Origin of the sequence: Comamonas sp. Y33R10-2 (assembly GCF_019355935.1) — a bacterium.
In the GTDB taxonomy this organism is placed as follows: Bacteria; Pseudomonadota; Gammaproteobacteria; order Burkholderiales; family Burkholderiaceae_C; genus Comamonas.
In genome coordinates this window covers 809,489-834,422 of sequence record NZ_CP079925.1, presented here as the reverse complement: position 1 = coordinate 834,422, position 24,934 = coordinate 809,489, and the positions used below count along the sequence as shown (strand labels likewise).

Genomic DNA, 24,934 nt, shown 5'->3' with positions numbered 1-24,934 from the left:
CTTATGCTCCCTTCAGGATCAAGGCGCCCTGCTCGCTCATCACGCCGCCGGTACCGGACACATAGGCCAAGTCGTTGCGACCCAGCTGTCTGTCGCCTGCACGGCCTTGAATTTGGTGCACCGCTTCAATCACCTGCGACATGCCACCCGCTGTGCCGGACTGGCCAAAGCTGAGCTGGCCACCGTGGGTGTTCATGGGGAAGTTGCCCTTGAAGGTGAAGTCGTTGTTGCGCAAGAAGTCCATGCCCTTGCCCTTTTCGCAAAAGCCCGCGTCTTCCAGCGACAGCATCACGGTGATGGTGTAGCAGTCATAGATCTGCGCCATGTGCATGTCGGAAGGTCGCATACCCGCCATCTCAAAGGCCTTGGCAGATGCCGGGCCGATGGGGGTTTGCAGCATGTCCTTCATGTACGTGGGCGATTTGCTGCTCACATGCTCGCCGCAGCCAACAATGCTCACGGGGCGATTCTTGGTTGTCTTAGCACGATCAGCGCGCGTGACGATCATGGCGCCGCCACCGGCTGCGGGCAGCACGATTTCCAGCACGCGCAGGGGCTCGGCCACCATGCGGGAGTTCAGTACGTCATCCACCGTGATGGGCTGGCCGTAGAACATGGCATTGGGGTTGTGGCAGGCGTTAAAGCGCTGATCCACGCAAATGCGCGCCAGCGCAGCCGGGTCATAGTCGTACATGGCTGCGTAGCGCTGCGCAATCATGGCGTAGCCCGTGTTTTGAGCCATATGACCGTAGGGCAAGTCCATCTCAGCTTCTGGTGCGCCATAGCGGGTGCTGTGGCCGCCAAAGCGGCTGGACTTCATGATTTCCTTGAAATGGTCGTCATGCTCTGAAAACGGCGTCATGCGCGCTGGCAGCACGCAGGCCACGGTGTTGCACAGGCCCATTTCGATGGCCGCCGCAGCGCGCCAGACCATGGCCACCGAGCTGGCACCGCCCAAGTCCACGACCTCAGCAAAGTTCAGCGGAATGCCCAGATATTCGCCCGCCATGGCCGGCACAAAGCTGCTGGCTTCATGAAAGTGTGCGCCGCTGGTGATCAGGCCATCCACTTCGGACAGCTCCATACCCGCGTCATCCAGAGCCTGCAGCGTCAAGTCGGCCACCTGCTCCAAATGGAACATGCGCGGCGCTGTTGCGTACTTCTGCGGCTTGTACTGTGCAACGCCTACTAGCGCCGCTTTTCCTTGCAAACCCATATGTCTCCCTTACCAAGAAAGTGTGCATTCATTGTGTAAATGAAGCGGGGCAAATCAATCGTCTGTAGAGACTAAAAAACCGAACCCGTACATACCCCTAATTCTCTGTCCAAACGTCCATTCGGACGATGTTGCAAAGCACTCAAATCAAGAACCTGCCTCCTATGTTCGGAATACATGCACGAGCGTGTATCGCATCTACAAGGAGACAACGTGAAAACAGCCGTCGGTATCGGTGCAGCAGCCTTGGTGGCATTTGCCTCAGCGCTCGCCTTTGCACCTCGCACCCCGCCCCCACTGACCCCGACCACCATCGGCATTGAGCGCAGCCACTTCAACACCATTACTCAGGCCGGCGGCAGATTGCTGGCTGCAGGCGCATTGGGTGAGATCCTTTTCTCTGACGACAAGGGTGCAAGCTGGACGCATGCCAAGCTGAGCCAAGACCGTCAGGCCTTGCTCGTCAGCATCGCTTTTGCACCAGATAAAAAGACGGGCTTTGCCGTAGGCCACGAAGGCTGGATGCTGCGCACCAAAGATGCAGGCAGCACTTGGGAGGAAGTCGCTTTCTCCAAAGAAAACGGCGAGCCGCTGATGTCGATTGCGCGCCTGCCTTCGGGTGACTGGGTAAGCGTCGGCGCCTTTGGCCGCGCCATCACGTCTAAAGACAACGGCCAGACTTGGGGCCCACTGACGCTGCCCGCTGAAGTTGAAGACAAGCACATGAACCGCATTGCCAGCTCTGAAGACGGCAAGAACTGGCTGATCGTTGGCGAGCGCGGTCTGGTTATCAAATCAACTGACTCTGGCCAGACGTGGCAAGTTGAGCCCGAGTTCTACAACGGCTCGTTCTACAACGCCATGTCCACCCGCGAAGGCGGCTGGCTGATCTACGGCATGCGTGGTAACGCTTTTGTGCAGGCGGCTGCTGGCGAGCAGTGGATCAAATCGACGATTCCGGCCCCCGTCTCTTTCTTCGGCCATGCCCAGGAAAAAGACGGAACCATTGTTCTCGTCGGCCAAGGCAGCATGCTGGGCCTGAGCAAAGACGGAGGCAAGAACTTCACGCTGCAGCGCGCCAAGGGCCGCGCCAACCTGACCGACATCACTTTGACCGGCCCAGACAGCGGCTGGATCTCCAGCGACGCGGGCCTGCAACCCTTTCCCCCACCTCAGGCCAAGGCCGCCGCACCGGCTGACCAAGGAGCGAAACAATGACTTTGAGTGAACCCACCAGCGGCTTGGACCGGATGATTGCAGCGACTGCGCGCTGGCTGATTTCATGGAGCAAATCCATCGTCGTGCTGACGCTGATTGCCACCGTGCTACTGGCCATTTCTGCCACGCGCACTCATCTGGACCCCGGCTTTAACAAGCTGATCCCCATGCGTCATGACTACATGACGGCTTTCCTCAAGCATGCCAGCACCTTCTCGGGCGCCAACCGCATTTTGGTGAGCGTGGAGTGGAAGGGCCAGCAAGGCGACATCTACAACAAAGAATTTCTGGATACGCTGCGCGGCGTAACGGACGAAGTGTTCTTCACCCCCGGTGTGAACCGCGGTCAGGTGTATTCGCTGTACACCCCGAACGTGAAGTACATCGAAATCACCGAAGTAGGCTACGTGGGCGAGGTGCTGATTCCATCGCGCTTTGAAGCCAACGAAGAGGGCCTGGCCAAGGTGCGCTCCAACGTGGCCAAGTCCGGCCAGATTGGCTCGCTGGTCAGCAACGATTTGAAGAGCGCCATGGTGCGCGCTGACTTGCTGGAAGTAGACCCAAAAACTGGCGAGAAGCTGGACTACCACGAAGTCGCACAGCGACTGGAAGAGATTCGCAGCAAGTTTGAAAGCAAGGACATCTCCATCCACATCATTGGTTTTTCCAAGGTGCTGGGTGATGTTATGGACGGCTTGAGCACGGTGATGACGTTCTTCGCCATCGCGTTCGTGATCACCACCATCATGCTGCGCATGTACACCAAGTCCACCAACCTCACTGTGGTGGGCCTGGCTGTGGCCTTGCTGCCGGTGATCTGGCTGCTGGGCATCTTGCCGCTGATTGGTTACGGCATCGACCCCATGTCGATTTTGGTGCCCTTCCTGATCTTCTCCATCGGCGTCTCGCACGCTGTGCAGATGACAGGCGCATGGAAGCATGATGTGCGCGCCGGCCTGAGCGCCAAGCTCGCCGCTGAGAACGCGATTCGCAAGCTCGCCATTCCCGGTGCACTGGCGCTGCTGACCAACGCCTTGGGCTTTATGGTCATCATGGTTATCGACATCCCCATCGTGCATGAGCTGGGCCTGACGGCCTGTATGGGCGTGTTGCTGATGATCATCACCAACAAGGTGTTTTTGCCTGCGGTGCTGGCCAATCTGCGCTTGGAAAAGAAGGCCATGCAAGCGCCCTCTTCGACATCCAACGGCCGCAACCCCATCTGGTGGAAGCTGTCTGCGCTGGCTGAATCGAAACCCGCTTTGGTGACACTGGCGGTATCCATGGTACTGCTGGCTGTGGGTACTTATGAGTCTCGCCATCTATTGACCGGAGACGTGGGTACGGGCGCTCCTGAGCTGCGTGCCGAGTCCCGCTACAACCTCGACAACGACAACATCATCAGTAACTACTCCATTGGTATGGATGTGCTGTCCGTCTTCGTGGAAACATCCGACCTCGAAGAAGGATGTCTGAACTGGCAGGTGATGAATGCCGTCGAGCGTTTTGACGCCCGCATGCGCCGTGTGGATGGCGTGCAATCGGTCTCCACCGTCTCCGGTCTGGCCAAAATTGCAGCATCCGGCAACAACGAAGGCAATCCCCGCTGGGCGGCTTTGCAACGCACTGAAGCATCGTTGCGCTCCGGCGCCAAGGCTCTGTCGCCTGACCTGGGTCTGAACACCGAAGGCTGCAAGGTCATCAACCTGCAAGTCTTCCTGAAGAACCACGAAGGCGCGACGCTGACCCATGTGGTCAACGAAGTGCGAGACTTCATCGCGGCCGACAAGACACCTAACGTCAAGTTCCTGCTGGCCGGCGGCAACGCTGGTGTGGCTGTAGCGACCAATGAAGCGGTTGAGCACGCTGAAGTGCAGATGCTGGGCTCCATCTTCGGCGCCATCACGCTGCTGTGCTGGCTGACTTTCCGCAGCTGGCGCGCCGTGCTGTGCATCGTCGTGCCTTTGGCCATCGTGTCCATTCTCTGCAACGCCTTGATGGCCATGCTGGGCATTGGCCTGAAGGTGCCTACGCTGCCCGTGGTGGCACTGGGTGTGGGCGTTGGCGTGGACTACGGCATCTACTTGTTCGAGAGCATGCAGCACGAGCTGCGCGAGCGCGACATCTCGCTGCGCGAGGCCTTCTATGAAGCCATGCGCCAACGCGGTAACGCCGCAATCTTCACGGCACTGACCATGTCAATTGGCGTGGGAACATGGGCCTTCTCGGCGCTGAAGTTCCAGGCTGACATGGGCATCTTGCTGGCCTTTATGTTCTTGGTGAACATGCTGGGCGCCATCTTCCTGCTGCCCGCCATGGCCGCTTGGCTCAATGTCGGCCCAGCTGAAGCCAAGGCCCGTGCCAAGCGCCTGCAAAAGCAGCAAGGCAGCAAGGCCGCCGCTGGTAGCAGCAGCGCAGGCACGAGCAGCACCGGTGGCATCAGCCATGCGGGTGGAGTGCTCAAGCCTGAGCCTCAGTCGTCCGTGAACGCCAAAGTGTGATGAACGCTGCAGCAAGCACCCTGGAGCAGGTTCTTCTCGAACATGCTCTGGCCCAGACCCTGACTCGCTATGCCACGGCATGCGACACACGCAACTGGGACTTGCTGCAGCAGGTTTTCACGCCTGACTGCACCACGATTTATGGCGGCAGCTACACCTGCGAAGGTGTGGCCAAGGTAAGCCGCATGATCAGCACGCACCTCGATGGCTGCGGCCCCACTCAGCACCTGCTGGGCAATCTGGAAGTCGATGCCAGCAAACCAGCCCGCCCGCGTAGCAAGATTCAAGTACGTGCAGTGCATCAAGGCCTGGGGGAGCGTGCTCATCTGCGCTACGACGCCATTGGCTTTTATGAAGACGAATGGCTGCAAATGCCTCAAGGCTGGCGCATTCAAAAGCGCAGCATGACGATGCTGCTGGAGATTGGCGATCGCTCAGTGCTGCAACCCGCAACAAAGCCCTGAAGATTCCCGTCAGTAGTCAGGCCGCATAGTTCGCTGTGCGGCTTTTTTCATGTCTGCCAATCCCAACCAAACTATCAAAAGCATAGCTTCTTGTGCTTATTGAGTTTGCACCTGAGGCCTATTTGGCATAAAAAAAGCCAGCTTAAAAGCTGGCCTTTTCAAAGCTTTTCAAAGTTCATAAAACGCTACATCTCAAACTTCGTCTTGAGAAACTGCAGCAGCTGCTTACCACCCAGACTGCGTGCTGACTCATCACGACCAGCGATATAGCCTACCTTGATGCAGTCGCCCAGCGCCTTGCCGCTTTGCACACGAATTTGATATCGCGTCTGGCGATCAGGCTTGGCACCGGCAGGAATCAGTTGCTGGCCGTTCAAGACCGGAAAGTCCTTGTCATTGAATTCAATCGTGCATCCCGCCAAATAGGGGCGATTCGTCATCTCACGCGGTTGATTACTTTCCCAATCATGACCCGCCTTGGCATAGACCACCGCACTCACATCAGAGCCGGCTTTACGCAAGATAGTTTCTTGCTGTGCGCATGCCACTAAGTCATTCGATGCGTCCTCACCCGCTCGAAAGCTCAGAAGTGGCGAACCCGTCGTTTTTTGCGACTGCAGCAGCGCGTAGCAAGGGCCGTAAAAGTCCACATGCATGGCAAAAGGTTGAATAAAAGGTGCCAGCTTGTCGCGAATGCGGGCATCCATGCTCATGCGCGCAGCAATCCCACCTTTAGAAAACCCCATCACCCCAATACGCCAGCCATCAATGGCCGGGTGCTTGTTCAAAGTTTTGAGCGCCGCATAAGCATCGGCCACGGCATCAAACTCTGAAGTTCCCATGATCTTGAGCGCATAAGGCATCTCTTCGCTGATGCCGCGCGGCTTGAAGTTATCCACCAGCAGTGCGGCAATGCCGTTGTCCGCCAGCATCTGAGCCGTTTCATTCTCGCGCCCAGGGATGGCGCCAGCGCTGCCGGGTAGCACCACCATGGCTGGCACCCGCCTTTTCTCACTGGCTCCCTTGGGCAAAAATAGCTTGCCCATGCCCATGGTCACCTCGGCCTTGGCGGGCTGATTGAGCAGCACATCCAAGTCATAGGGGCTGCTGGACTTGAAACGAATCTCACCCTGCGTCTCACCATGCAGCACTGTCGGCGGCATCATAGGAGCGATTCTTGGCAAGGGTGGCAAAGCATCGAACATGTTCTGAGCCGATGCCGTCGAGCTCAAAAAACTCAGAGCAATCGCCCAACAAGGAATGGCCATTTTTTCCATCATCACTTGCATCTCCTTACATCAACGGGCAAACACAAAAGCCCGGAGAGCCGGGCTTTTGTGAGGTTGAGTCGTCGCAGTACTTAGAACGAGTACTTGGCTGTGACTGACAACTGGTCACGGTCTGTCATGGGGTGATAGCGCAGGCCATCGACCGAAGGATTGCCCAGATAGTTGATGTAGGCGACGTTAATCGACAGATTGCTCTTGCGAACAAAGGTTGCACCAACGCTCACGCGACTGTCACCCTGACCACCACCAAAAGTGCCCACGGTCGAGCGACCGCTGATCTGGGTGTTGTAGCTAAAGGGCACGTTCAAATCCCAGCCTTCAAAAATACCGGGGTAGCCCAAGGTCAGCGTTGCGCCAGCCACCAAAGAGTTGCGCGTCTTGTTGGTCAGCGCATCAATGTTGCCTTGCTCAACGCTCATGACACGAGCGCCCGAGATTTCAGCGGCCAGACTCACGTCATGGGCGAAAGCGGTGCGGCCGATATTCAAGATACCACCCACGTTACCTTGAACGACTTTGGCGCGAACAACACCGGCGTTGTTCGACACAGGCGTGCCGTCGCGGTAGCTGACTTCACCAAAGGCAGAGAACTTGCCAAAGGTGGTGCTCACGGTGGACGCCAGCATCTTGATGTCATCAAAATACTTGATGCGGTAGCCATCAGCACCCATGATCACGCTTGGCGAGCGGTCGTTGTAATTCAGGAAATACAGACCCACTTCCGTCTCTTGCGTCACGCGATAGCGACCACCGATACCAAACTGACCGGAGTTGCTAGGACGAATATCACCCTTGTACGCATAGGCGGGAGGGCAATAGCCACCAGGCAGCGCTGCAGCGCAGCTTGTGCCTGGGCCCACTACGTTGGCGGTGCTGGTGTACATGCCCACTGCAGGCAACAAGGTCTCATGGAAACCAAACTGATAGTGCGCCAGCAGCGACAGGTTAGGGCTAACTTCCAGAGATGCGGAAATCTGGTCTTCAGGCAGCAAAATTTCCTTTATTTCTGCACCAGGAGAAGCCGCCTTAGCTGCATCGCTGGGGCCCTGGGCACCAGCAATGTTGGCGAAGTACATGGACTCGCCCCAGTTCACCACCTGCTTACCCAGACGCACGGTGGCGCGGGTCTCGCCCATGTTGAAGCTGGTGTAGGCATAGGTGTCCAGCAGGCGGGAATAACCGCCACCATAACGCTTGGCAGCCGAAGTGAACTCATTCACAGGACCAGGCGTGCTGATGGGACCCTTGTTGTCATTTCTGCCATGGTAGACATCGTCATAGAAAGTACTGGCATTCAGCACAAAACCACTGTCACCCTTGGACAAACGGCTTTCCCACACAGCGCCAAGTCGGTTCGCTGTCAACGCCCCCTTCTTGAAGTTGTTGTTACCGTCAGATGCAATCACCGGAGAAGGATTGCTCATACGAACACCCAGGCCATAGCTCATGTTCAGACGCCAGTCGAACTTGAGACCATCACCCAGATCAACCGTCTCCCCCGCGTGGACAGCACCCATACCCAGTGACAGCAGTGCTGCCAGGGCTACAGGGGTGAGTTTCTTCATGTTATTTTTCATAGTCAGTCGCTCGTTGATAAAACTTAGTTACCGGCGTTACGGGCAGCTTCAGGCGTGAACATGTTGGGTGTCAGGTCGCCCTTGTTCAAGATGGGGCCGATGGGGCGCTCTTGGAACAAGTTGTAGGCCATGTACGAGCCGGAGTTCATGTCGTGATAGAACGAAGTGCCAGCGTGCCAAGCGTTCAGGTCATACGAGTAGTACGTGTTGATGATGGCGTGCTGCCACAACTGACCACGGGCGTCGTACATATCGGAAGCAATGGCTTGGCCAGTGTCTTCGTCCACAAACAAAACGCGCTTGCCGTACAGGTGGCGATAGCCTTCTTTGAGCGTGCCTTCCACTGCCCAAACGCGGCGCAGTTCATAGCGCATAAAGTCAGGGTTGGCGTGATTGGGCTTGAGCAAATCGGCGTACTTCACTGTTGGCTGATGCAACTTCAAAGTGTTGGCAGGGATAAACATTTCCTGCTTGCCAATCAGTTTCCAGTCATAGCGCTCAGGAGCACCATTGAACAGTCGGTCGGAGTCGATCGTCATCTTGCCGCCGGTGCCAGCCATGGGCTGATCGAAACCGTACTCTGGCAGTTGACGCACGCGGCGTGTACCGGGGTCATAGTTCCATGCCAGACGCTTGTCCTTGAAGAAGTTGACGGGCTCAATCGAATTGGTCACGCCACCCTTTTCACGCTGTGGTGCCAAGGTCTTGTTCATGGTGTATGCCATGACACCTTCCACGGGCTTGCCACGGCCGACTGGCGCGCTGGTCATGTCCAAGTTGGTGTTTTCTGTGCGACCCCATGTGGCGGAGCCATCGGAGAGCACGTTGGCGCTGTCACGCAAAGTGCGCTCTGTGTAAGCACGGAAAGGCAGCAGATTGTTCCAGATGACTTCCAGGCCATTTTTAGGAATCGGGAAACCGATAGCACCCATGTAGCCGGTACGCGACAGACCGCCATTGGTGACTTCCGCTTCAACTGCGTTCTTTTTGGCAATGGCGCAGACGTCATCGGGGTAGCGGAAATCGCGGTGACCTGCATACACTGGGATGCGGTAGGTCTTGGAATACTTTTGCAGCATCGCCTTTTGGCCGGGGCTCAGCTTGTCTGCGTACTTGGCCATGTTCTCCGATGTGATGGAGAACAACGGTTTTTCATCTGCATAGATGTCCACGGGGTGCTTGCCACTGGATTGGACATGGGCAACACCGGTAGGAGCGCCAAGCCATTTGCCAGTGAATTCTGGAATAGTGCCGTCCTTGTTGCCGGCTTTGATCGCGCCAACACAAGTCAGCTCTTTGCCCAGTTGCTCTGCCTCGCTAGCCGGTACCTTCGCCCATACCGACGTTGCCACTAACAAGCCCACTGCCACTGCCAGTGGAGTCTTTGCAGTCACAAATTTCATCTCTGTCTCCTAGGTTCTAGAGTTTTTCTTGACGGGTGCTACAAACGACATACATGCCTCGCCGAGCCCCTGTGTTTTGCCGTTTGCAGGCAGTTGCATACTGCTTGAGCCAAGCCTTAAACCCATCGTCTGAGAAGACTACTGACAGACCCTAGAGGCCTAGTCCACATAGGCCATAAAAGTGAATTCCCCCAATGAAAAAGCCTGCTGACGCATGTCGCGGCAGCAGGCTTTTTGAAGACTCTGGGGAAAGTCCTAGGACAACCCAGAACAGTGCATTAACTCATCAGGTGAGCGCACTCTTTACGAATGTCTGCCTTGAGCATCTTTCCGGCAGGATTGCGTGGCAAAGGCTGCTTACGCACCATGATCTTCGTCGGCACTTTGTAGCTTGCCAGGCGCTGCGCCACAAAGTCACGCAAGGCCTCAGGCGTCACCAGACTCCAGGGTTTGCCCACCACCACGGCAACCACCTGCTCACCGGTCACCTCATGCGGCATGGAGAACACGGCGGCCTCTTCCAGTGCTTCGTGTTGCAGCAAACAGGACTCGACCTCAGCTGCCGCGATTTTTTCGCCACTGCGGTTGATCACATCCTTGATACGGTCAACGATGGTCAAAAATCCCGATTCATCCAGAACACCTATGTCCCCTGTATGGAACCAGCCGCCGCGCATGGCGTTTTCCGTAGCCTCGGCATCGCCGCAATAGCGCTCCATCAGGGTCACACCGCGCAGCCAGATTTCTCCTGCTGATCCGGCAGGCAAGGCCGTCCCATCCAGATCGGCAATGCGAACCTCAATGATGGGAGACAACACACCGGAGCTGCGAGGATGCGCCTCAAACATGCGCCCAGAGCTGCCTGCGCAGACCCCGTTGGACTCCGTCAAGCCAAAGCCGATGCCGGACATACGGCCGCTGAACTTGCCCAGCACCTCATCAATCAAGCGCGGATGCAGGCCTGCGCCGCCAAAGCCAACTCCAGAAAGGTTGCCCGAGTTCTCTGGCTGCTCAAAGCCCGGCAAGCTGATGAGCTGCTGCACCATGCTGGGTGCGCCATTGAACTGGGTGACTTTTTCCTTACGGATCAGATCGGCCGCATTTTCAGGCTCCCAGCGGTGAATAAAGATCAGGCGGCGACCATGACGCAAGCTGACCAGAAACTGCGCGTGCAGGCCGCTGACGTGGAACAGTGGAACCGCAGACAGCGTAGTGGGCTGCAACTGGCGCGCCATGATGGCTGCAATCGCATCGGGCGATGTCACTGCAGCCAATGCGCCAATGAAGTCAATATTGAACAAGCCTTGGCATACCGCGCGATGCGTTGACTCAACGCCCTTGGCACGGCTGGTTGCACCCGAGGTGAACAGGACCAGCGCTGGCACATCAGAGTCCAGCTGCGGCGGGGCAAAACCGTCGTGACCAGCCGCCGTCAGCTCAGCCCAGCTGGCATCGCCACCCTCGCCGTCGACCACCACCGTCGTGATTGGCTGACCGGCGATAGCGTCCTTGACGCGTGCATAGCGATCTGCATCGCAAAACAATATGACAGGCGTGGTGTCTTCAAGGTTCGCCATCAGCTCGCTGCTCAAACCAAAACTATTGAGCGGCACGGGCACTGCACCCAGCAAAGCCACAGCCGCAAACGCCACTGCCCATTCGGGGCGGTTACGCATGGCAATGGCCACGCGCTCACCGGCCTTCAGGCCATGGAGCTTTTGCAGGCGACTGGCCAGCGCATCAGCTGCGGCAAAGAAACGATCAAACGTCCAGCGGTCGTCGCCATACACCAGAAATTCAGCTGCACCGTGGGCGCGCCCGGCGTTGATGAACTGGGGCAGGTTCTGAAAAGCATTGCAATAGGCCGACACATTGCGGCCATCAGCCAGCGTGATTTGCTGGATTTCAAACGGCGCTCCGGGCGAGGTCAGCTGAGCGCGAACGCCCTTGATTTGCTCGCCAATAGTGGGCGCGGCACAGGTCTCTGTCGTCATCTCAAAATCCTTTCAGCTGAGCAAAGCGGGCTCGGTGAAAACCACCATCCCCCAGCAGCCGCTGCAACACACGTGCGCGTTTAAAGAACAGCCCAATATCGAGCTCATCGGTCACGCCAATACCTCCGTGCAGCTGAACGGCTTCATTGCAAAGCTTCTCGCACAAATCAGCGGCTTTGGCCTTGGCCAGACTGGCCAGCTCGGCCACATGGGTTTCTTTGCCAGAGTCAATGGCTTCATGGGCGGCCAGCACGCAGCTTTCCAGCAACTCCAGTTCCACATACAGGCGCGATGCGCGATGCTGAAGGGCCTGAAAAGAGCCAATCACCGTATCAAACTGCACACGCTCTTTGAGGTACGACACGGTGCGCTCAAAAACTTCGCGCATCAAGCCCAGTGCTTCAGAGGCCATGCAAGCACGCGCACGGTCAAGCACTTCATCCAGCGCTTTAGCGGCAGGCATGGCAACCAGGGCCATTTCGGCCGTCAGCTCTACTTGGTCAAACTGCACACGCGCCATATTGCGGCTATCAATCAAGGACTGACGATGAACCGTGACGCCAGGAGCATCCGCAGGCACCAACCACAGCCCCGGTGCGCCTTCACCAGATGCAGCCAGCACTGCAAAAGCCGTAGCACCCACACCGTCGATCACAAAATACTTCTCCCCGCTGAGGCTCCAGCCCGCGCTGGTTTGAGTCGCCACGGTATTGAGCTTGGCAGGCAGATGCTCGCCCGACTGCTCATCGGTCGCCAGCGCAATACGCGCTTCGCCAGCCGCCAGCAAAGGTAGCCATTGCGACTGCTGCGCGGCAGAGCCTGCGCGAATCAGAAGCTCCGGGGCGATGACTGCTTGAGTGAGCAAAGGCTGAGCCGACAAATTGCGCCCAATAGCCTCAAATACAGCGCCCATACCCAGATAGCCTGCGGCCAAACCATCGTGATTTTCAGGCAGCACGGCGACAGGCCAGCCCATCTCCACCATCTGCTGCCACAGTTGGGCGTCAAAGCCCTGCTCAACCTTCTCGTCACGCAGGCGGCGCTGCTGAGCCACGGGTCCTTCTTCGGCCAAAAAGGCAACAGCACTGTCCTTGAGCAATTCTTGCTCTTGCGACAAAAGCATGGTCATTTTCTTGTCTCCATTTTTTATTTCGTTATCCGTAATACCTACGCCAGACCACATTCGCGGCAGCCAGTAAGTGCCGCCCGGCAGCGATCTTGGCCCCCTCCTTGGAGGAAGGCGCCAAGCGCCCCAAGGGTTACGGCAACTCTAGGACTCGCTTAGCGATGATGTTCAGCTGCACTTCCGAGCTTCCGCCGGCAATCGTGTAACTCTTAGAGCGCAGCCAAGCACGGCAAACCTCCAGCTCATCAGCGCTAAAGTCGTCACCTTCCCAGCCCAAGCCACGCAGACCCATCGCTTGCTCAAGCAACTCGTACTTAGACACTTCTTGCTCGGTTTGCACCAGTTTCATAATGCTAGAAGGGCCAGAAACATCCTGTCGTGCCAGCGCTTTCTCCGTCACGCGGCGGTGTGTCAAGCCAAAAGCCTGTGAGTCCATCAGTACGCTGGCGAGCTTGTCACGCAGCACTGCATCGTTGACCTGACCCTGCTCATCCACGATGTAAGGCAGTGCAGACTTCACCGCATCGTGCGATGGAGCACCGCCTTCGGTGAACTTGGACATGGCGGCACGCTCGTGCTGGAGCAGCTTTTTGGCCAGCGCCCAGCCTTCGCCTTCCTTGCCAACCAACTGACGCACCGGCACGCGCACATCGTCAAAGAACACTTGGCAAAAGCTAGACTTTCCACTGATCAACTCAATGGGCTTGACCGTCACGCCGGGGCTCTTCATGTCGATGAGGATGAAGCTGATGCCTTCTTGCTTTTTCGCGCCGCTGTCGGTACGCACCAGCGCATACATCCAGTCGCCCTTGTCACCATCCGACGTCCAAATCTTGCCGCCGTTGACGATATAGGCTTCGCCCTGCTCATCCGTCACGCGCTTGGCTGATGTTTTGAGACTGGCCAAGTCGGAGCCCGCATTGGGCTCGGAAAAGCCCTGGCACCAGCGCTGCTTGCCGCGCATCATGGGCACCAAGTGCTCCAGCTTTTGCTCGTGCGTGCCCACTTCAACCAACACGGGGCCCAACATCCACACACCCAGGTTGTACTGAGGCTGGCGGCAGCCCAGACGCGCCATCTCAGTTTCCAGAATGCGCGCTTCTTTGGGGCTCAGGCCACCACCGCCATATTCTTTGGGCCATGAGGGTGCAAACCAGCCACGGTCGCGCATGCGCTCAAACCATAGTTTTTGGTCTTCGCTGATGAACTCCAGCTTGGAGCTACCCCACACCATTTCTTCCGAGACGATAGGACGACGCATGCTGGCCGGGCAGTTTTCTTGCAACCAAGCAGCGACTTCTTGTTTGAATGTTTCTAGTTCCGTCATGGCTTCTTTACCTTATGCCAACGAGAAGTACTCAATCTTGCCCGTGCCAGACTGACGTAAAAGCACGCCAGCATGTTTGAGCAGGTTTAAATGCGCTATGGTTTCCCCTAGTGCCATGAGCCGATCAATCGGTCCGCGCAATCGGGGAAACAGCACCACCATCAGTTCAGCCGCGCTGGCCTTGCCAACTTCGAGCAGGTGCTCTTTGATCAGATCGAATTGCTGCTCATGGTGCTCGCGCACCTGATCCAGCCGCTCGTGCAGACCATAAAACACACCCTGATGCGAAGGCAAAACCAGCGTATTGGCGGGCAACTCACGCAGGCGATGCAAAGAGTCCATCCAGTACTTCAGTGGATTGCCCTCGGGCTCGATCGGCGTGACCATCACGTTAGATGTGATACGCGGCAGGACCTGATCGCCGGCCAGCAAAATGCCTTCCGCCTCGTTGTACAGGCACGCATGCTCCGGAGAGTGTCCTTCTCCAAGCACTACACGCCACTTGCGCTCACCAATCTGTAGCACTTCACCGGGGCGAATGCGCTGGTAGCTGTGAGGATGCTTGGGCATAAAAGGATCTTTGCGCATGGCACTGACCATGACGCCCAGTTCCTCATCTGTCACACCCGCCTTGGCATAGAAGTCACAGTGCGATTGCGGCATCGGATCAGGAGGCGGGCCCATCAGCGAGCGCAGCATCATGAACTCGCCATAGGTCATCAGCAGCGGCACGTCAAAGCGCTCCTGCAACCAGTGTGCAGCGCCCGCATGGTCATAGTGGCAGTGGGTGCAAATCAAGCGCGTCAAAGGCTGACCCGCCAGCTTTTCCGTGAAAATCTGCTCCCACAGCTCGAAAGTCCGGGGAATGCCAAGACCGGTATCCACCACCGCCCACCCCTCACCATCACGCAGCAGATACACGTTGATATGGTCCAGCGTCATGGGCATGGGCATGCGCAACCACAGCAGGCCCGGCGCAATTTCCACATGACTGCCGTCAGCCTTGGGCGGCTCGAACGGGTAGTTCAGCACATCAGGCGGCTTGATGCGCTCACGCTCCTTGACTGGCTCCCTATGCACTCAGAGCCTCTTTGACGCTGGCGTCTGTCACTGGCACATAGGTCTGCAGCTTGTCGTTGCGTACAAACAGCGGGTCGCTGGTTTGCGTGCTGTCGTAGCCCTGCTTCTGCAAATCCACCTTACGCAGCTTGTAGTTGCCCGTCATGTCCGGCGCAGCCATCAGGCGCACAAACTGGGGCGCGGCGTAGCGAGGAAGACGCTTGAGAGCCAGACTCCAAAACTCCTTGGGGTCAAACGCCACACCTTCCTGCATCACCAGAGCAGCCATGCCAGCACGGCCACCGTGACCAGGTACTTGCACGCCATAGACCGTAATGGCATCCAGCCCCTTGAAATCGCCCAAGGCATCGCTCACTTCCATGGTCGACACGTTTTCACTCTTCCAGCGGAACGTATCGCCAATGCGGTCCACAAACCAGCAGTAACCATCTTCGTCGCAACGCAGTAAGTCACCCGACGACCACCAGGCATCACCCTCGGCAAACACATTGCGCAAAATCTTCTTTTCGGTGGCTTCAGCGCTGGTGTAACCCTCGAAGCGGCCAGCCATCACGCCGGGGTACTGAATCAGCATCCCCAACGCTTCACCGGGTTCGTTCACATCGGCCAGTTGCAAAAAGCCATTGGCATCACGAACATGCTCACCCGTCTCCTGGTCGTACTTGACCAGTCGCAGATTGGTCTTTTCCCAGAACGGAACGCGACCGCAAGAGCCAATGCGGTTATCCACGTTGATGGTGCTGGCGTTGGCCTCAGTGCTGCCCCAGCCTTCAAAGATCTGGAAATGGCTGCCGAAACGCTCGGACCATTGTTGCCAGATTTCCTGTGTCATGCCGGTGCCCGACATCTTGCACAGCGTGTGCTCTCTGTCATTGGCGGCAGGCGGCACGCTCAGCAAGAAGCGGCAGATTTCGCCCACATACTGGCAGAACGTGATGCCGTAGCGACGAACGTCACTCCAGAACTCGCTACGGCTGAATTTGCGGCGCACTACCACACTGGCACCGGCGCACAGCGCGGTACCCGTCGCAGACATGGAGGCTGCGGCATGGTACATGGGCAAGAAGCAATAGAAACGGTCGTTTTGCTGGATGTTCCACAGCACCTGCATGGACTCGCCAGACATCAGCCAGCGCGCGTGGCTCACCACGGCTGCCTTGGGCAGACCTGTGGTGCCCGACGTGAAGATGTACTGCGCGGTATCCCCGCCCACCACACCTGCGCGCCATTCAGCAGGGCCGTTAGCCGTATCCAGACCTTGTGACAGTTGTTCCAAGTCCGGGCCGAACTGCGCCAGCACCTTGGCATCCGCCGGACGGTCTGCATCAGGCCAGTGCAGATATTTCACGGCCGGCAAATCTTCTGTGGCCGCGTACAGAGCAGCGCACTCTTCCCCCACCACCACGAACTTGGTATTCGTCACACTCAGGCTGTGCACCAGTGGCTTGCCCTGAATGTAGGTGTTCATGAAGGCCGAGACAGCTCCCAGCTTGTTGACAGCCAGCCAGACGAAGAAGAAGGCCGCACGGTTTTCCAGCGACATGGCGACCACATCGCCCTTGCGCACACCTTGTGCCTCCAGCGCACGGGCTACCTGATTGGCACGGCTGTTGAGCTGTGCATAGGTGTAGCTTTCGTCGCCTTCCAGCAGAAAGGGGCGGTCAGCGAGTCGCTGTGCACATTCCTCAAAGCGATCTGCAATCGTATGGGGCATGTCTGCCACGTACTTCATGACAACAGCCGAGCGACCATCGAGTTTTTTTTGTGTTTCCTCACGCGAGATGAGCGCCCCCATCGGGGCCGCTATCTCACGTGTCATCGTTGCTGTGGTCATCCCTTGTCTCCTTGTTTCTTATCTTTGCCGGGATCGGCCAAACGTCATTGCATGCAGCTCATCAGCGCTGCGCTCTTGGCATGCCCAAGCCAAACTGCGCAATCAGCTCGCGCTGAATTTCATTGGTGCCACCGCCAAAGGTGTTCACCGTGGCAGCGCGCACTTCAAACTCCAGCTCGCCCATCAGGAAAGCCGCAGCCGAATCACCACGCACCAAAGAGCTGCTGCCCACGATGTCCATCAGACGGTGAAGCACCTCGATCACGCCTTCAGAGCCATAGACCTTGGTGGCCGAGGCCAAGCTGACATCCATAACTCCCGCTTCCAGACCCGCCGCAATGCGGAAGTTGGTCAGGCGCATGGCTTCAATGCGTGCATAGCACTCAGCCAAGCTGTGGCGCACCCAAGCTTGATCTACGGCGCGGCCGCCGTTTTCATCTTTAGCCTTGGCCCACTGCAAGACCTTGGTGAAGGGTGCAAACACCTTGTCAGACCAAGCACCCAAGCCCAGACGCTCATGGTTGAGCTGGGCCGTGATGAGGCGCCAGCCACCATTGAGCTGACCAATCAAGCGCGTTGCAGGTACTTCTACATTGTCGAAATACGTGGCAGCGGTGAAGCTGCCCACGGTTTCGATCAAGGTGTGTGAGAACCCCTTGGCCTTGGTGTCCAGCACCATGATGGAGATGCCCTTGTGGCGGGCCAGCTCCTGGCTGGTACGTGCAGCCAGCCACACGTAGTCAGCCGCTTCAATGCCCGAGGTCCAGAGCTTTTGGCCATTCACTACAAAGTGACCCGTTTGCAGTTCACCCTTGAGTTCTGCCTGCGTCTTGAGCACGGCCAGGTCTGAGCCTGCACCGGCTTCTGAATAGCCAATGGCGAAGATGATTTCGCCCGTGGCCATGCCGGGCAGAAACTCCTTCTTCTGCGCTTCGGTACCATGCTCCATGAGCGCGGGGCCCACGGTGCTGATAGTCACAAAAGGCAGAGGAGCACCTGCGATGTTGGCTTCTTCAAAGAAGATCAGCTGCTCAGTCGCCGACAGGCCCTGACCGCCATATTCCTTTGGCCAGCCAATGGCCAGCCAGCCGTCGCGCCCCATCTTGCGGATGGTGTCGCGAAACTCATCACCGCTCTCGGCACCGCGCATGCGGGCCTTGAGCTCTGGCGTCATCAGTGTTTGAAAGTAGTCACGGCACTTCAGGCGAAGTGCGTGCTGCTCAGGGGTCAAATCAATAAACATGGTTTGCCCTTCTCTATCAAGCTCGGTCGCCCAAAATCAAACCGCTGGTAGGCACGCCGGTGCCCGCTGTTACAACCACGTTGTGCACGCCGCCCACTTGGTTGGCCGCACTGCCGCGCACTTGGCGCACGCCTTCGGCAATGCCGTTCATACCGTGGATATAGGCCTCACCAAGCTGACCACCATGGGTGTTCACTGGCAGGCGGCCACCACGGGCATGCATACCGGCACGCACAAATTCCTTGGCTTCGCCGCGTTTGCAGAAACCAAACTCTTCGAGCTGGGTCATGACAAACGGTGTGAAGTGGTCATACAAAACTGCTGTCTGAATATCATCAGGCGTCAGGCCGCTTTGCTTCCACAACTGGTTAGCCACATGACCCATCTCAGGCAGGTCAGTGATGTCATTGCGATAAAAGGAAGTCATGGATTGCTGACCTTCGCTCATACCTTGGGCTGCGCCCTTGATATAGACGGGCTTGGCCTTCAAATCCTTGGCGCGGTCGCTGGAGGTGATGACCATGGCCACAGCACCGTCAGACTCCATGCAGCAGTCCAGCAGGTGCAGCGGATCAGCCACCCATTTGCTCTTTTGATGATCTTCCAGCGTGATGGGCTTGTTGTAGAAGAACGCTGCAGGATTGGTAGCAGCAAAGTCACGCACAGCAACCGCTACGCGGCCAAAGTCTTCGCTGGTCGCGCCGTAGGCGTGCATGTAGCGGCGGGCAAACATGCCCACCCAAGCGGCTGGCGTATGAAAGCCGTAAGGCATGTACCAGCCGTAGTTCACGCTATCAAAGAAAGGCTTGTCGCCAAAGTTGTAGTCGCCGGTGCCAAAGCGGTACCAGCTGCGCTCGTTCATGGCGCGGTACACCACCACGGTCTTGGCAACGCCAGTGGCCACGGCCATCGCAGCGTGCAGCACTGGGGCGCAAGCTGCGCCGCCGCCGTGAGGCACTTGCGAGAAGAAGTTCACATTGCGCGAACCCAGCAGACGGGCAATTTCGTACTCTGGCACTTTGTCCATGGTGTACGAGGAAAAACCGTCCACTTCCTTGGGGTCGATGCCAGCATCGGCCAGAGCAGCCAGTGTGGCTTCCATGGCCAGACGCAGCTCGGTACGGCCGGAGTTTTTGGAAAATTCAGTAGCGCCCAAACCAACAATGGCGGCGCGACCGGAAATATTCATATCGTTCACAGGAATGTCTCCGCTTCTTGTTTTAAGACAGTGCCACTTGCACAGTGCCGCTGACGTGAGAGCCCATGGAGTTGGCACCCTTCAACGTAATTTGCACGCTGCGAGTGGCCTCGTTCTTCTCGGTCACAGAGCCCGTGAATTTCATGGTGTCACCCGGATAGTTGGGCGCACCCAGACGAATCTTCAGATCCATCAGGCGAGCCTCAGGGCCGGCCCATCCTTCGACAAAGCTCTGCACCAGACCATTGGTGGTCAGGATGTTCATGAAGATGTGGGGCGAGCCCAGCGCACGTGCCGCATCACGGTCGTGGTGACCTGGGAAGTAGTCACGCGTAGCGATAGCACCACCGGCAATCAAAGGCACGGTGATAGGCACGCTAACGGCCTCTAGTTCATCACCGACATTGACCGATTCGAAGCGAATTGATTGATTGGACATGTTGTTGTCTCCTTAACGGTCTTCGGGCAGGTCGTACTTCCAGCCCAGGTTGTCGTTGTCAGCCAGCCATTGACCCAACGCTTCAAAGTGGAAGTCAGAGCCACCGAACTCTGCCGCCAATGCACGGCTCCAGAACATGTAGCGGTGAATGTGATAAGTCACATCGACGCCCATGCCGCCATGCAGGTGCTGCGCCACGCGGCCAACCTTCAGGCCTAGCTCGTTGGACTGAGCACGCACTGCGTGGGCTTGCGGAACGCAGGGCAATCCGGCATCCAGACGCCACACCAGTTGGCACAGCGCACTGCGCTGCGCTTGCATGAGGATGTAGCCATCCGCCATCTGGCCTTGCGCCAGCTGGAAGGTGCCGATAGGGCGATCGAACTGCTTGCGCTCGGTCACATACTCCACAGTGCGGCGAAGCTGCTCTTGCGTCACGCCTTGCTGCAAAGCAGCCATGCAGGCTATGGCTTGCTCGCTCACCCACTCCAGTGCGCGGCCACCCAGCACATCCATCACGGGGGTTTGCTTAAACGAAATATCTGCCACGCCGCAGTAGTCTTGACGCATGGCATCTGCACGCTGCACACCAGCTTCTTGCAGATTGACCAGCACCAGCTTCAGTGCGCCGCTTTCAGTGGCCGCAGCCACCAGCGCCACATTGGCCTGTGCGCCCAGCGCCACGGCGCTGAGCTTGCCCGTCAGCGCATTGCCTTGCAGCTTGAGGCTGGGGCCTCGACTGGCAACCACGCTTTGCAGCGACAGGGCGATCAACTCGCCTTGCATTGCCGACTGCAGCACCGCATCCGCGCCCTCACCAAACTGAGCTAGAGCCGATGCTGCAACCTGTTGCTGCCACAGTGGCACTTGCGCCAAAGAACGCCCTTGCTGCTCGAGCACGGCCAGCAGCTCGGTAGCACCCAAGCCTAGTCCGCCTGTGGCTTCGGGCACCAAAATGCTGTGCAAGCCAGCTGCCACGCATTGCTGCCACAGCTCCTGCATATAAGGCTGACCCGAGGCATCGTGCTCGCGCAGCTTGTCATCGGTGCAATAGTCCGCAAACAGGCTTTGCGCCATGTCTGCAAATGCACGCTGGTCTTCACTGAGTTGAAAGTCCATGACTTCTCCTCACTTAGGCCACGGGGCGGAACTGGGGCAAAGTCAGATCGCCATCAAAGGTGACGAATTCGACTTGCACCTTCTGACCAATCTTCACATCGCCGGGTTTGACGCCAATCAGCTGCGAGATGATGCGTACGCCCTCTTCCAGCTCGATCAAACCCACAGGGTTGGGGTATTCGAACGGCGGCACTTCGGGGTAATGCATGACCACAAAGGAGTAGACCTCTCCCTTGCCGCTGGCTTCAACGGTGTCCCACTCAAAAGACTGGCACTTAGGGCAAACGGGGCCCGGTGGGTGATGCAGATCACCGCAGTCCTTGCAACGCTGAATCAGCAGCTTGCCTTGCTTGACACCTTCCCAGAAGAAACGGTTGTCATCGCTCACACCCGGAGCTGGGCGCTTGATCTTGGGCACTGCCGACTCAGCTGCTGCAGCCGGTGCAGGTGTGTGTACATTGGCGGGGCTGAACTTGAAGACGCGGAACATGAGTTGACCGACCTTCTCGTCTGCGCCGTTCTTTGCGGCAATCGAGAAGTAATCCATGATCAGCGTCACAAAGTAACCAGTGCCCAGACCGGTCGTCTTTTGCTCGCTGATGCTGTCCAGGCGCGTGGTGTAGTACAGGTCTTCGCCTTCCACCACGTCACGATCGAACGTCAGCTCGGAGTTCACCGCCACCGTGGACGAGAAGCCATTGGCCTCAATCAGCTTCAGAACTTCATAAGGATTTTCGGTGGTGGAGCCTGGTGGGTAATTGTTCATCACCGGGCCTTCCATGCACCAAACTTGCAGCATGGCGGGAGGGGCGATGACCTTACCGTCTTTATTGGTCTTCACCGCGACACCCATCAACTCGCACCACTGGCGAATCATGGGGCTGTTGACCTTGTCCCAGGCGAGAACACCCCCGTACTGCTTACCCACAAATGCACGCGCTTCTGTCATCCAGTCTTGATCGGTCAAGATTGTCTCCTTTGAAATTTAGTGTTTTTGGGGTGCTACATCGGCGTTCGATGCACCCAGAAATGCCGGGCGCTCACCGCCGCCGTGCAGCAATAAGTTCGTGCCGCTCATGTAAGAGGCGCGCTTGGATGCCACGTACAAACAAGCGTTGGCAATGTCTTCAGGCTCTGCCAAGCGGCCTGCAGGAATAGTTTGTGCAACCGATGCAATACCGGCGTCATCACCAAAGTGCAAATGCGATTGCTCGGTGCGCACCAAGCCGGGGCTGACTGCAACCACACGCACCTTGGGAGCCCACTCCACGGCCAAAGAGCTCACTAAGCTCAACACCGCCGCCTTGGCCGCGCCATAAGCGGCCGTGCCGGGTGATGGGCGCAGCGCACTGATGGAGCCGATGCAGACAATCACGCCGCCGCTGTCCTGCTCTTGCATCACGGCATTGGCAGCCTGCGAGGCATGCAAAGTGGAAAATAGGTTCAGGCGCAGCACGCCTTCATGAAAACGGGGCGAGACCGTAGCGGCATCCACCGCTGGCGCGCCACCGGCGTTGTTAACGAGAACATCTAGGCGGCCATGGCGGGTTTTCACCTCGTCAATCAGGTCTTTAACGGCTTGAGCTTCACGCACATCGCAGGCGATGAAGTCAGCCGTGCGGCCAGCTGCCGCGGGCAAGTCCTCAGGCTGTTGACGGCCGCAGACCACGACCGTCGCTCCCGCGGCCAGAAATGCCTGCGCAATGCCTTTGCCAATGCCTTTGGTGCCACCAGTCACCAGAACCACTTGATTTTGAAAGTCGGTATTCGTATCCATGGCTGCCAATTTAGGTTTCAGCACCCGCCGCAGATACGTCCAAAAGGACGATGTAACCACCCAGCCATATAACGACCATCGCCCTAGTTCAAACCATTGGGATGCCTTATGTCTACGCTGCTGGATGCTATTGAAAACGAAGAGCCTGCAGAGAGCGAGCTACTGATCCAGCGAATAGACAGCGGGGTCGTCATCGTCAAACTCAACCGCCCACAGGCCACCAACGCCTTAAGCCTGTCGCTGCAAGCTGCGCTGTCGCAGACATTTCAGGCGCTGAGCCAAGACGAAAGCGTGCGCTGCATCGTGCTCACGGGCGGTGAAAAAGTCTTTGCCGCAGGCGGCGACATCAAGAGCATGGATGCCTGCGGCCCTATAGAAATCATGAAGCGCCACACCGAACGCGTGTGGGCGCCCATTGAAAACTGCCCCAAGCCCATCATTGCCGCCGTCTGCGGCTATGCCTTTGGCGGCGGGGCCGAGCTGGCCATGCATTGCGACATCATCATTGCCGGCCAAGGTGCCAGCTTTGCCCAGCCTGAGATCCGCATCGGCATCATGCCGGGCATAGGCGGCACCCAACGCTTAGTGCGCGCCGTGGGCAAATTTCAGGCCATGCGCATCTTGCTCACCGGCAAACCTGTGACCGCTGAAGAGGCTTACGCCATGGGTTTAGTCAGCCTAGTCTGTGCAGACGATCAGGTAATCCCTGAGTCATTAAAAATGGCGAAATTGATCGCCAACATGCCACCACTGGCCGTCGAGCAGATCAAAGAGGTGGTGATTGCCGGCATGGATGCCTCACTAGACACCGCCCTGATGCTCGAGCGCAAGGCCAACCAGATTCTGTTTGCCACGCAAGACCAAAAAGAAGGCATGAATGCGTTTATTGAAAAACGGCAGGCGGTTTTCAAAGGGGAGTGAGCATCACTCCTAAGGACTGCGCTGTAAGGTCTTAAAACACGATGGCGCAACTGCACAGCCATGTTCGCCTGCTATAGCAACTGTCCTTCAATCTCAACAGACCTTGCTACAAAGAACGAAGCAAAGCTGTGGCTGCGAAACACGGCTGATTTGCATATAACCAAATCGTCTGATAAACGGCTTGTTTTATAGCGACAATCTCATGAATCATGAGCATCAGCCACTACATCAAAGAAATCGGTCGCGGCACCAAGGGCGCGCGTTCTCTTACGCGAGCACAAGCATTTGATTTGATGGGGCAAGTGCTCGACGGTCAGGTCAGCGATCTGGAACTGGGCGGTTTTTGCATCGCCATGCGCTTCAAAGGCGAGAGCAGCGAAGAGCTTGCCGGCTTTTTGGACGCCACCCAGCAGCGCTTACCCGCATGGCCACAGGCCAAGCATGCGCAGCCCGTGGTCGTCATTCCCAGCTACAACGGCTCGCGCAAGCTGGCCAACCTCACGCCGCTGCTGGCAGGCTTGTTGACACAAAAAGGCCTGCCCGTACTTGTGCACGGCAGCAATACCGACGATAAACGCCTTGGCACGGACGAGGTTTGGCAACAACTGGGCTGGACCAGCATTGACCGCCCCACTGCACTTGAGGCCGGAGAAAAAGTCTGGATGCCAACCCGCCACCTGCTGGCACCGCTAGATCGTCTGCTGCAAATTCGCCGCCAGATGGGTCTGCGCAATCCGGCGCATACCATCGTCAAACTGCTGGACCCGATTCATGGCGCGACCAGTGGCAACTCAGGTTTGGTGCTGGCCAGTTACACCCACCCCGCCTATGCTCAGCCCATGGCTCAAACGCTGGCCCTGCGCGCCACCAGCGCCTTGCTGGTGCGCGGCACTGAGGGCGAAGCTGTGGCGGCACCACACCGCGAACCCGCCAGCATGGGCATCATTGCCGGCGAAGTTTGCTTTGAACGCTCTGCCATTCATAGCAGCCAACTCACATCCAGCAACGACCCCAGCCCGCCAGAGCAAGATTTAAACGCCCAGCAGACTGCGCAGTTGACTGAAGAAATTTTGCGTGGCCAGCGCCCTGTTCCCGCCCCCATTGCCCAGCAAGTCGAGCAGATTGTGGCTATGCACCAAGCGATGAAAACCCCTAATGGCGCCAACCACGCTGCCCTGCAAGCCTTTAACCGCACCCCCGACTGAGAG

The 24,934-nt window shown here is 57.6% G+C and carries 20 protein-coding genes; 5 read left to right on the top strand and 15 right to left on the bottom strand.

The features are described from left to right. Nucleotide 1: 1 nt before the first annotated feature. Nucleotides 2-1,216 (bottom strand): thiolase family protein, encoded by a 1,215-nt coding sequence (locus KUF54_RS03705; protein ID WP_219345352.1) that lies wholly within the window; start codon nt 1,214-1,216, stop codon nt 2-4. Nucleotides 1,217-1,429: 213 nt separating this feature from the next. Here KUF54_RS03705 and KUF54_RS03700 point away from each other — a divergent pair, with 213 nt between their 5' ends. The 3 genes from KUF54_RS03700 to KUF54_RS03690 are packed head-to-tail and all read left to right on the top strand — an operon-like array spanning nt 1,430 to nt 5,399. Next, nucleotides 1,430-2,434, top strand: coding sequence for a YCF48-related protein (locus tag KUF54_RS03700; RefSeq protein WP_255576282.1), 1,005 nt, complete (start codon nt 1,430-1,432; stop codon nt 2,432-2,434). Continuing rightward, nucleotides 2,431-4,935, top strand: coding sequence for an RND family transporter (locus KUF54_RS03695; RefSeq protein ID WP_219345350.1), 2,505 nt, complete (start codon nt 2,431-2,433; stop codon nt 4,933-4,935). Before KUF54_RS03700 ends, KUF54_RS03695 begins: the two co-directional genes overlap by 4 nt. Further along, nucleotides 4,935-5,399, top strand: a complete 465-nt coding sequence (locus KUF54_RS03690; protein ID WP_219345348.1) for a nuclear transport factor 2 family protein — start codon at nt 4,935-4,937, stop codon at nt 5,397-5,399. Before KUF54_RS03695 ends, KUF54_RS03690 begins: the two co-directional genes overlap by 1 nt. A 185-nt stretch (nt 5,400-5,584) precedes the next feature. Here the strand turns inward: KUF54_RS03690 and KUF54_RS03685 are convergent, their stop codons facing one another. From KUF54_RS03685 to KUF54_RS03620, 14 genes are all read right to left on the bottom strand, one after another. After that, nucleotides 5,585-6,679 (bottom strand): dienelactone hydrolase family protein, encoded by a 1,095-nt coding sequence (locus KUF54_RS03685; RefSeq protein ID WP_255576281.1) that lies wholly within the window; start codon nt 6,677-6,679, stop codon nt 5,585-5,587. 80 nt (nt 6,680-6,759) lie between these two features. Next, on the bottom strand, nt 6,760-8,253 hold the full coding sequence (locus KUF54_RS03680) for a DUF1302 domain-containing protein (protein WP_255576279.1): 1,494 nt from the start codon (nt 8,251-8,253) through the stop codon (nt 6,760-6,762). Between the two features lie 35 nt (nt 8,254-8,288). Beyond that, on the bottom strand, nt 8,289-9,668 hold the full coding sequence (locus KUF54_RS03675; protein ID WP_219345344.1) for a DUF1329 domain-containing protein: 1,380 nt from the start codon (nt 9,666-9,668) through the stop codon (nt 8,289-8,291). 278 nt (nt 9,669-9,946) lie between these two features. Continuing rightward, a complete protein-coding gene (locus KUF54_RS03670) occupies nt 9,947-11,662 on the bottom strand; it encodes a class I adenylate-forming enzyme family protein (protein WP_219345342.1) in 1,716 nt (571 codons plus the stop codon). Nucleotide 11,663: 1 nt separating this feature from the next. After that, complete coding sequence (locus KUF54_RS03665; RefSeq protein WP_219345340.1) at nt 11,664-12,791, bottom strand: acyl-CoA dehydrogenase family protein; 1,128 nt, start codon at nt 12,789-12,791, stop codon at nt 11,664-11,666. A gap of 130 nt (nt 12,792-12,921) precedes the next feature. Further along, nucleotides 12,922-14,115 carry an acyl-CoA dehydrogenase family protein gene (locus KUF54_RS03660; protein WP_219345338.1) on the bottom strand — a complete coding sequence of 398 codons (1,194 nt, stop codon included), beginning with the start codon at nt 14,113-14,115 and terminating at the stop codon, nt 12,922-12,924. Between the two features lie 12 nt (nt 14,116-14,127). Then, nucleotides 14,128-15,195, bottom strand: a complete 1,068-nt coding sequence (locus tag KUF54_RS03655) for an MBL fold metallo-hydrolase (RefSeq protein ID WP_219345336.1) — start codon at nt 15,193-15,195, stop codon at nt 14,128-14,130. Beyond that, nucleotides 15,188-17,029 carry a long-chain-acyl-CoA synthetase gene (locus KUF54_RS03650; protein WP_255576278.1) on the bottom strand — a complete coding sequence of 614 codons (1,842 nt, stop codon included), beginning with the start codon at nt 17,027-17,029 and terminating at the stop codon, nt 15,188-15,190. The genes KUF54_RS03655 and KUF54_RS03650 overlap by 8 nt, the downstream gene beginning before the upstream one ends. Nucleotides 17,030-17,090: 61 nt before the next feature. Then, nucleotides 17,091-18,272 (bottom strand): acyl-CoA dehydrogenase family protein, encoded by a 1,182-nt coding sequence (locus KUF54_RS03645; RefSeq protein WP_219345334.1) that lies wholly within the window; start codon nt 18,270-18,272, stop codon nt 17,091-17,093. A 16-nt stretch (nt 18,273-18,288) separates the two neighbouring features. Beyond that, nucleotides 18,289-19,461 (bottom strand): lipid-transfer protein, encoded by a 1,173-nt coding sequence (locus tag KUF54_RS03640; RefSeq protein WP_219346255.1) that lies wholly within the window; start codon nt 19,459-19,461, stop codon nt 18,289-18,291. A gap of 31 nt (nt 19,462-19,492) precedes the next feature. Beyond that, a complete protein-coding gene (locus KUF54_RS03635; RefSeq protein ID WP_219345332.1) occupies nt 19,493-19,909 on the bottom strand; it encodes a MaoC family dehydratase in 417 nt (138 codons plus the stop codon). Between the two features lie 12 nt (nt 19,910-19,921). Then, nucleotides 19,922-21,028, bottom strand: a complete 1,107-nt coding sequence (locus KUF54_RS03630; protein WP_219345330.1) for an acyl-CoA dehydrogenase family protein — start codon at nt 21,026-21,028, stop codon at nt 19,922-19,924. Between the two features lie 13 nt (nt 21,029-21,041). Next, nucleotides 21,042-21,995 carry a Zn-ribbon domain-containing OB-fold protein gene (locus KUF54_RS03625; RefSeq protein WP_219345329.1) on the bottom strand — a complete coding sequence of 318 codons (954 nt, stop codon included), beginning with the start codon at nt 21,993-21,995 and terminating at the stop codon, nt 21,042-21,044. A gap of 18 nt (nt 21,996-22,013) precedes the next feature. Then, entirely contained in the window at nt 22,014-22,805 is a 792-nt protein-coding gene (locus tag KUF54_RS03620; protein ID WP_219345327.1) for an SDR family oxidoreductase, read from the bottom strand. A 108-nt stretch (nt 22,806-22,913) separates the two neighbouring features. On the opposite strand from KUF54_RS03620, the gene KUF54_RS03615 reads away from it, so the two are divergent. Further along, entirely contained in the window at nt 22,914-23,726 is an 813-nt protein-coding gene (locus tag KUF54_RS03615) for an enoyl-CoA hydratase (RefSeq protein WP_219345325.1), read from the top strand. A gap of 209 nt (nt 23,727-23,935) precedes the next feature. Then, on the top strand, nt 23,936-24,931 hold the full coding sequence (gene ybiB, locus KUF54_RS03610; protein WP_219345323.1) for a DNA-binding protein YbiB: 996 nt from the start codon (nt 23,936-23,938) through the stop codon (nt 24,929-24,931). Nucleotides 24,932-24,934 lie beyond the last annotated feature (3 nt).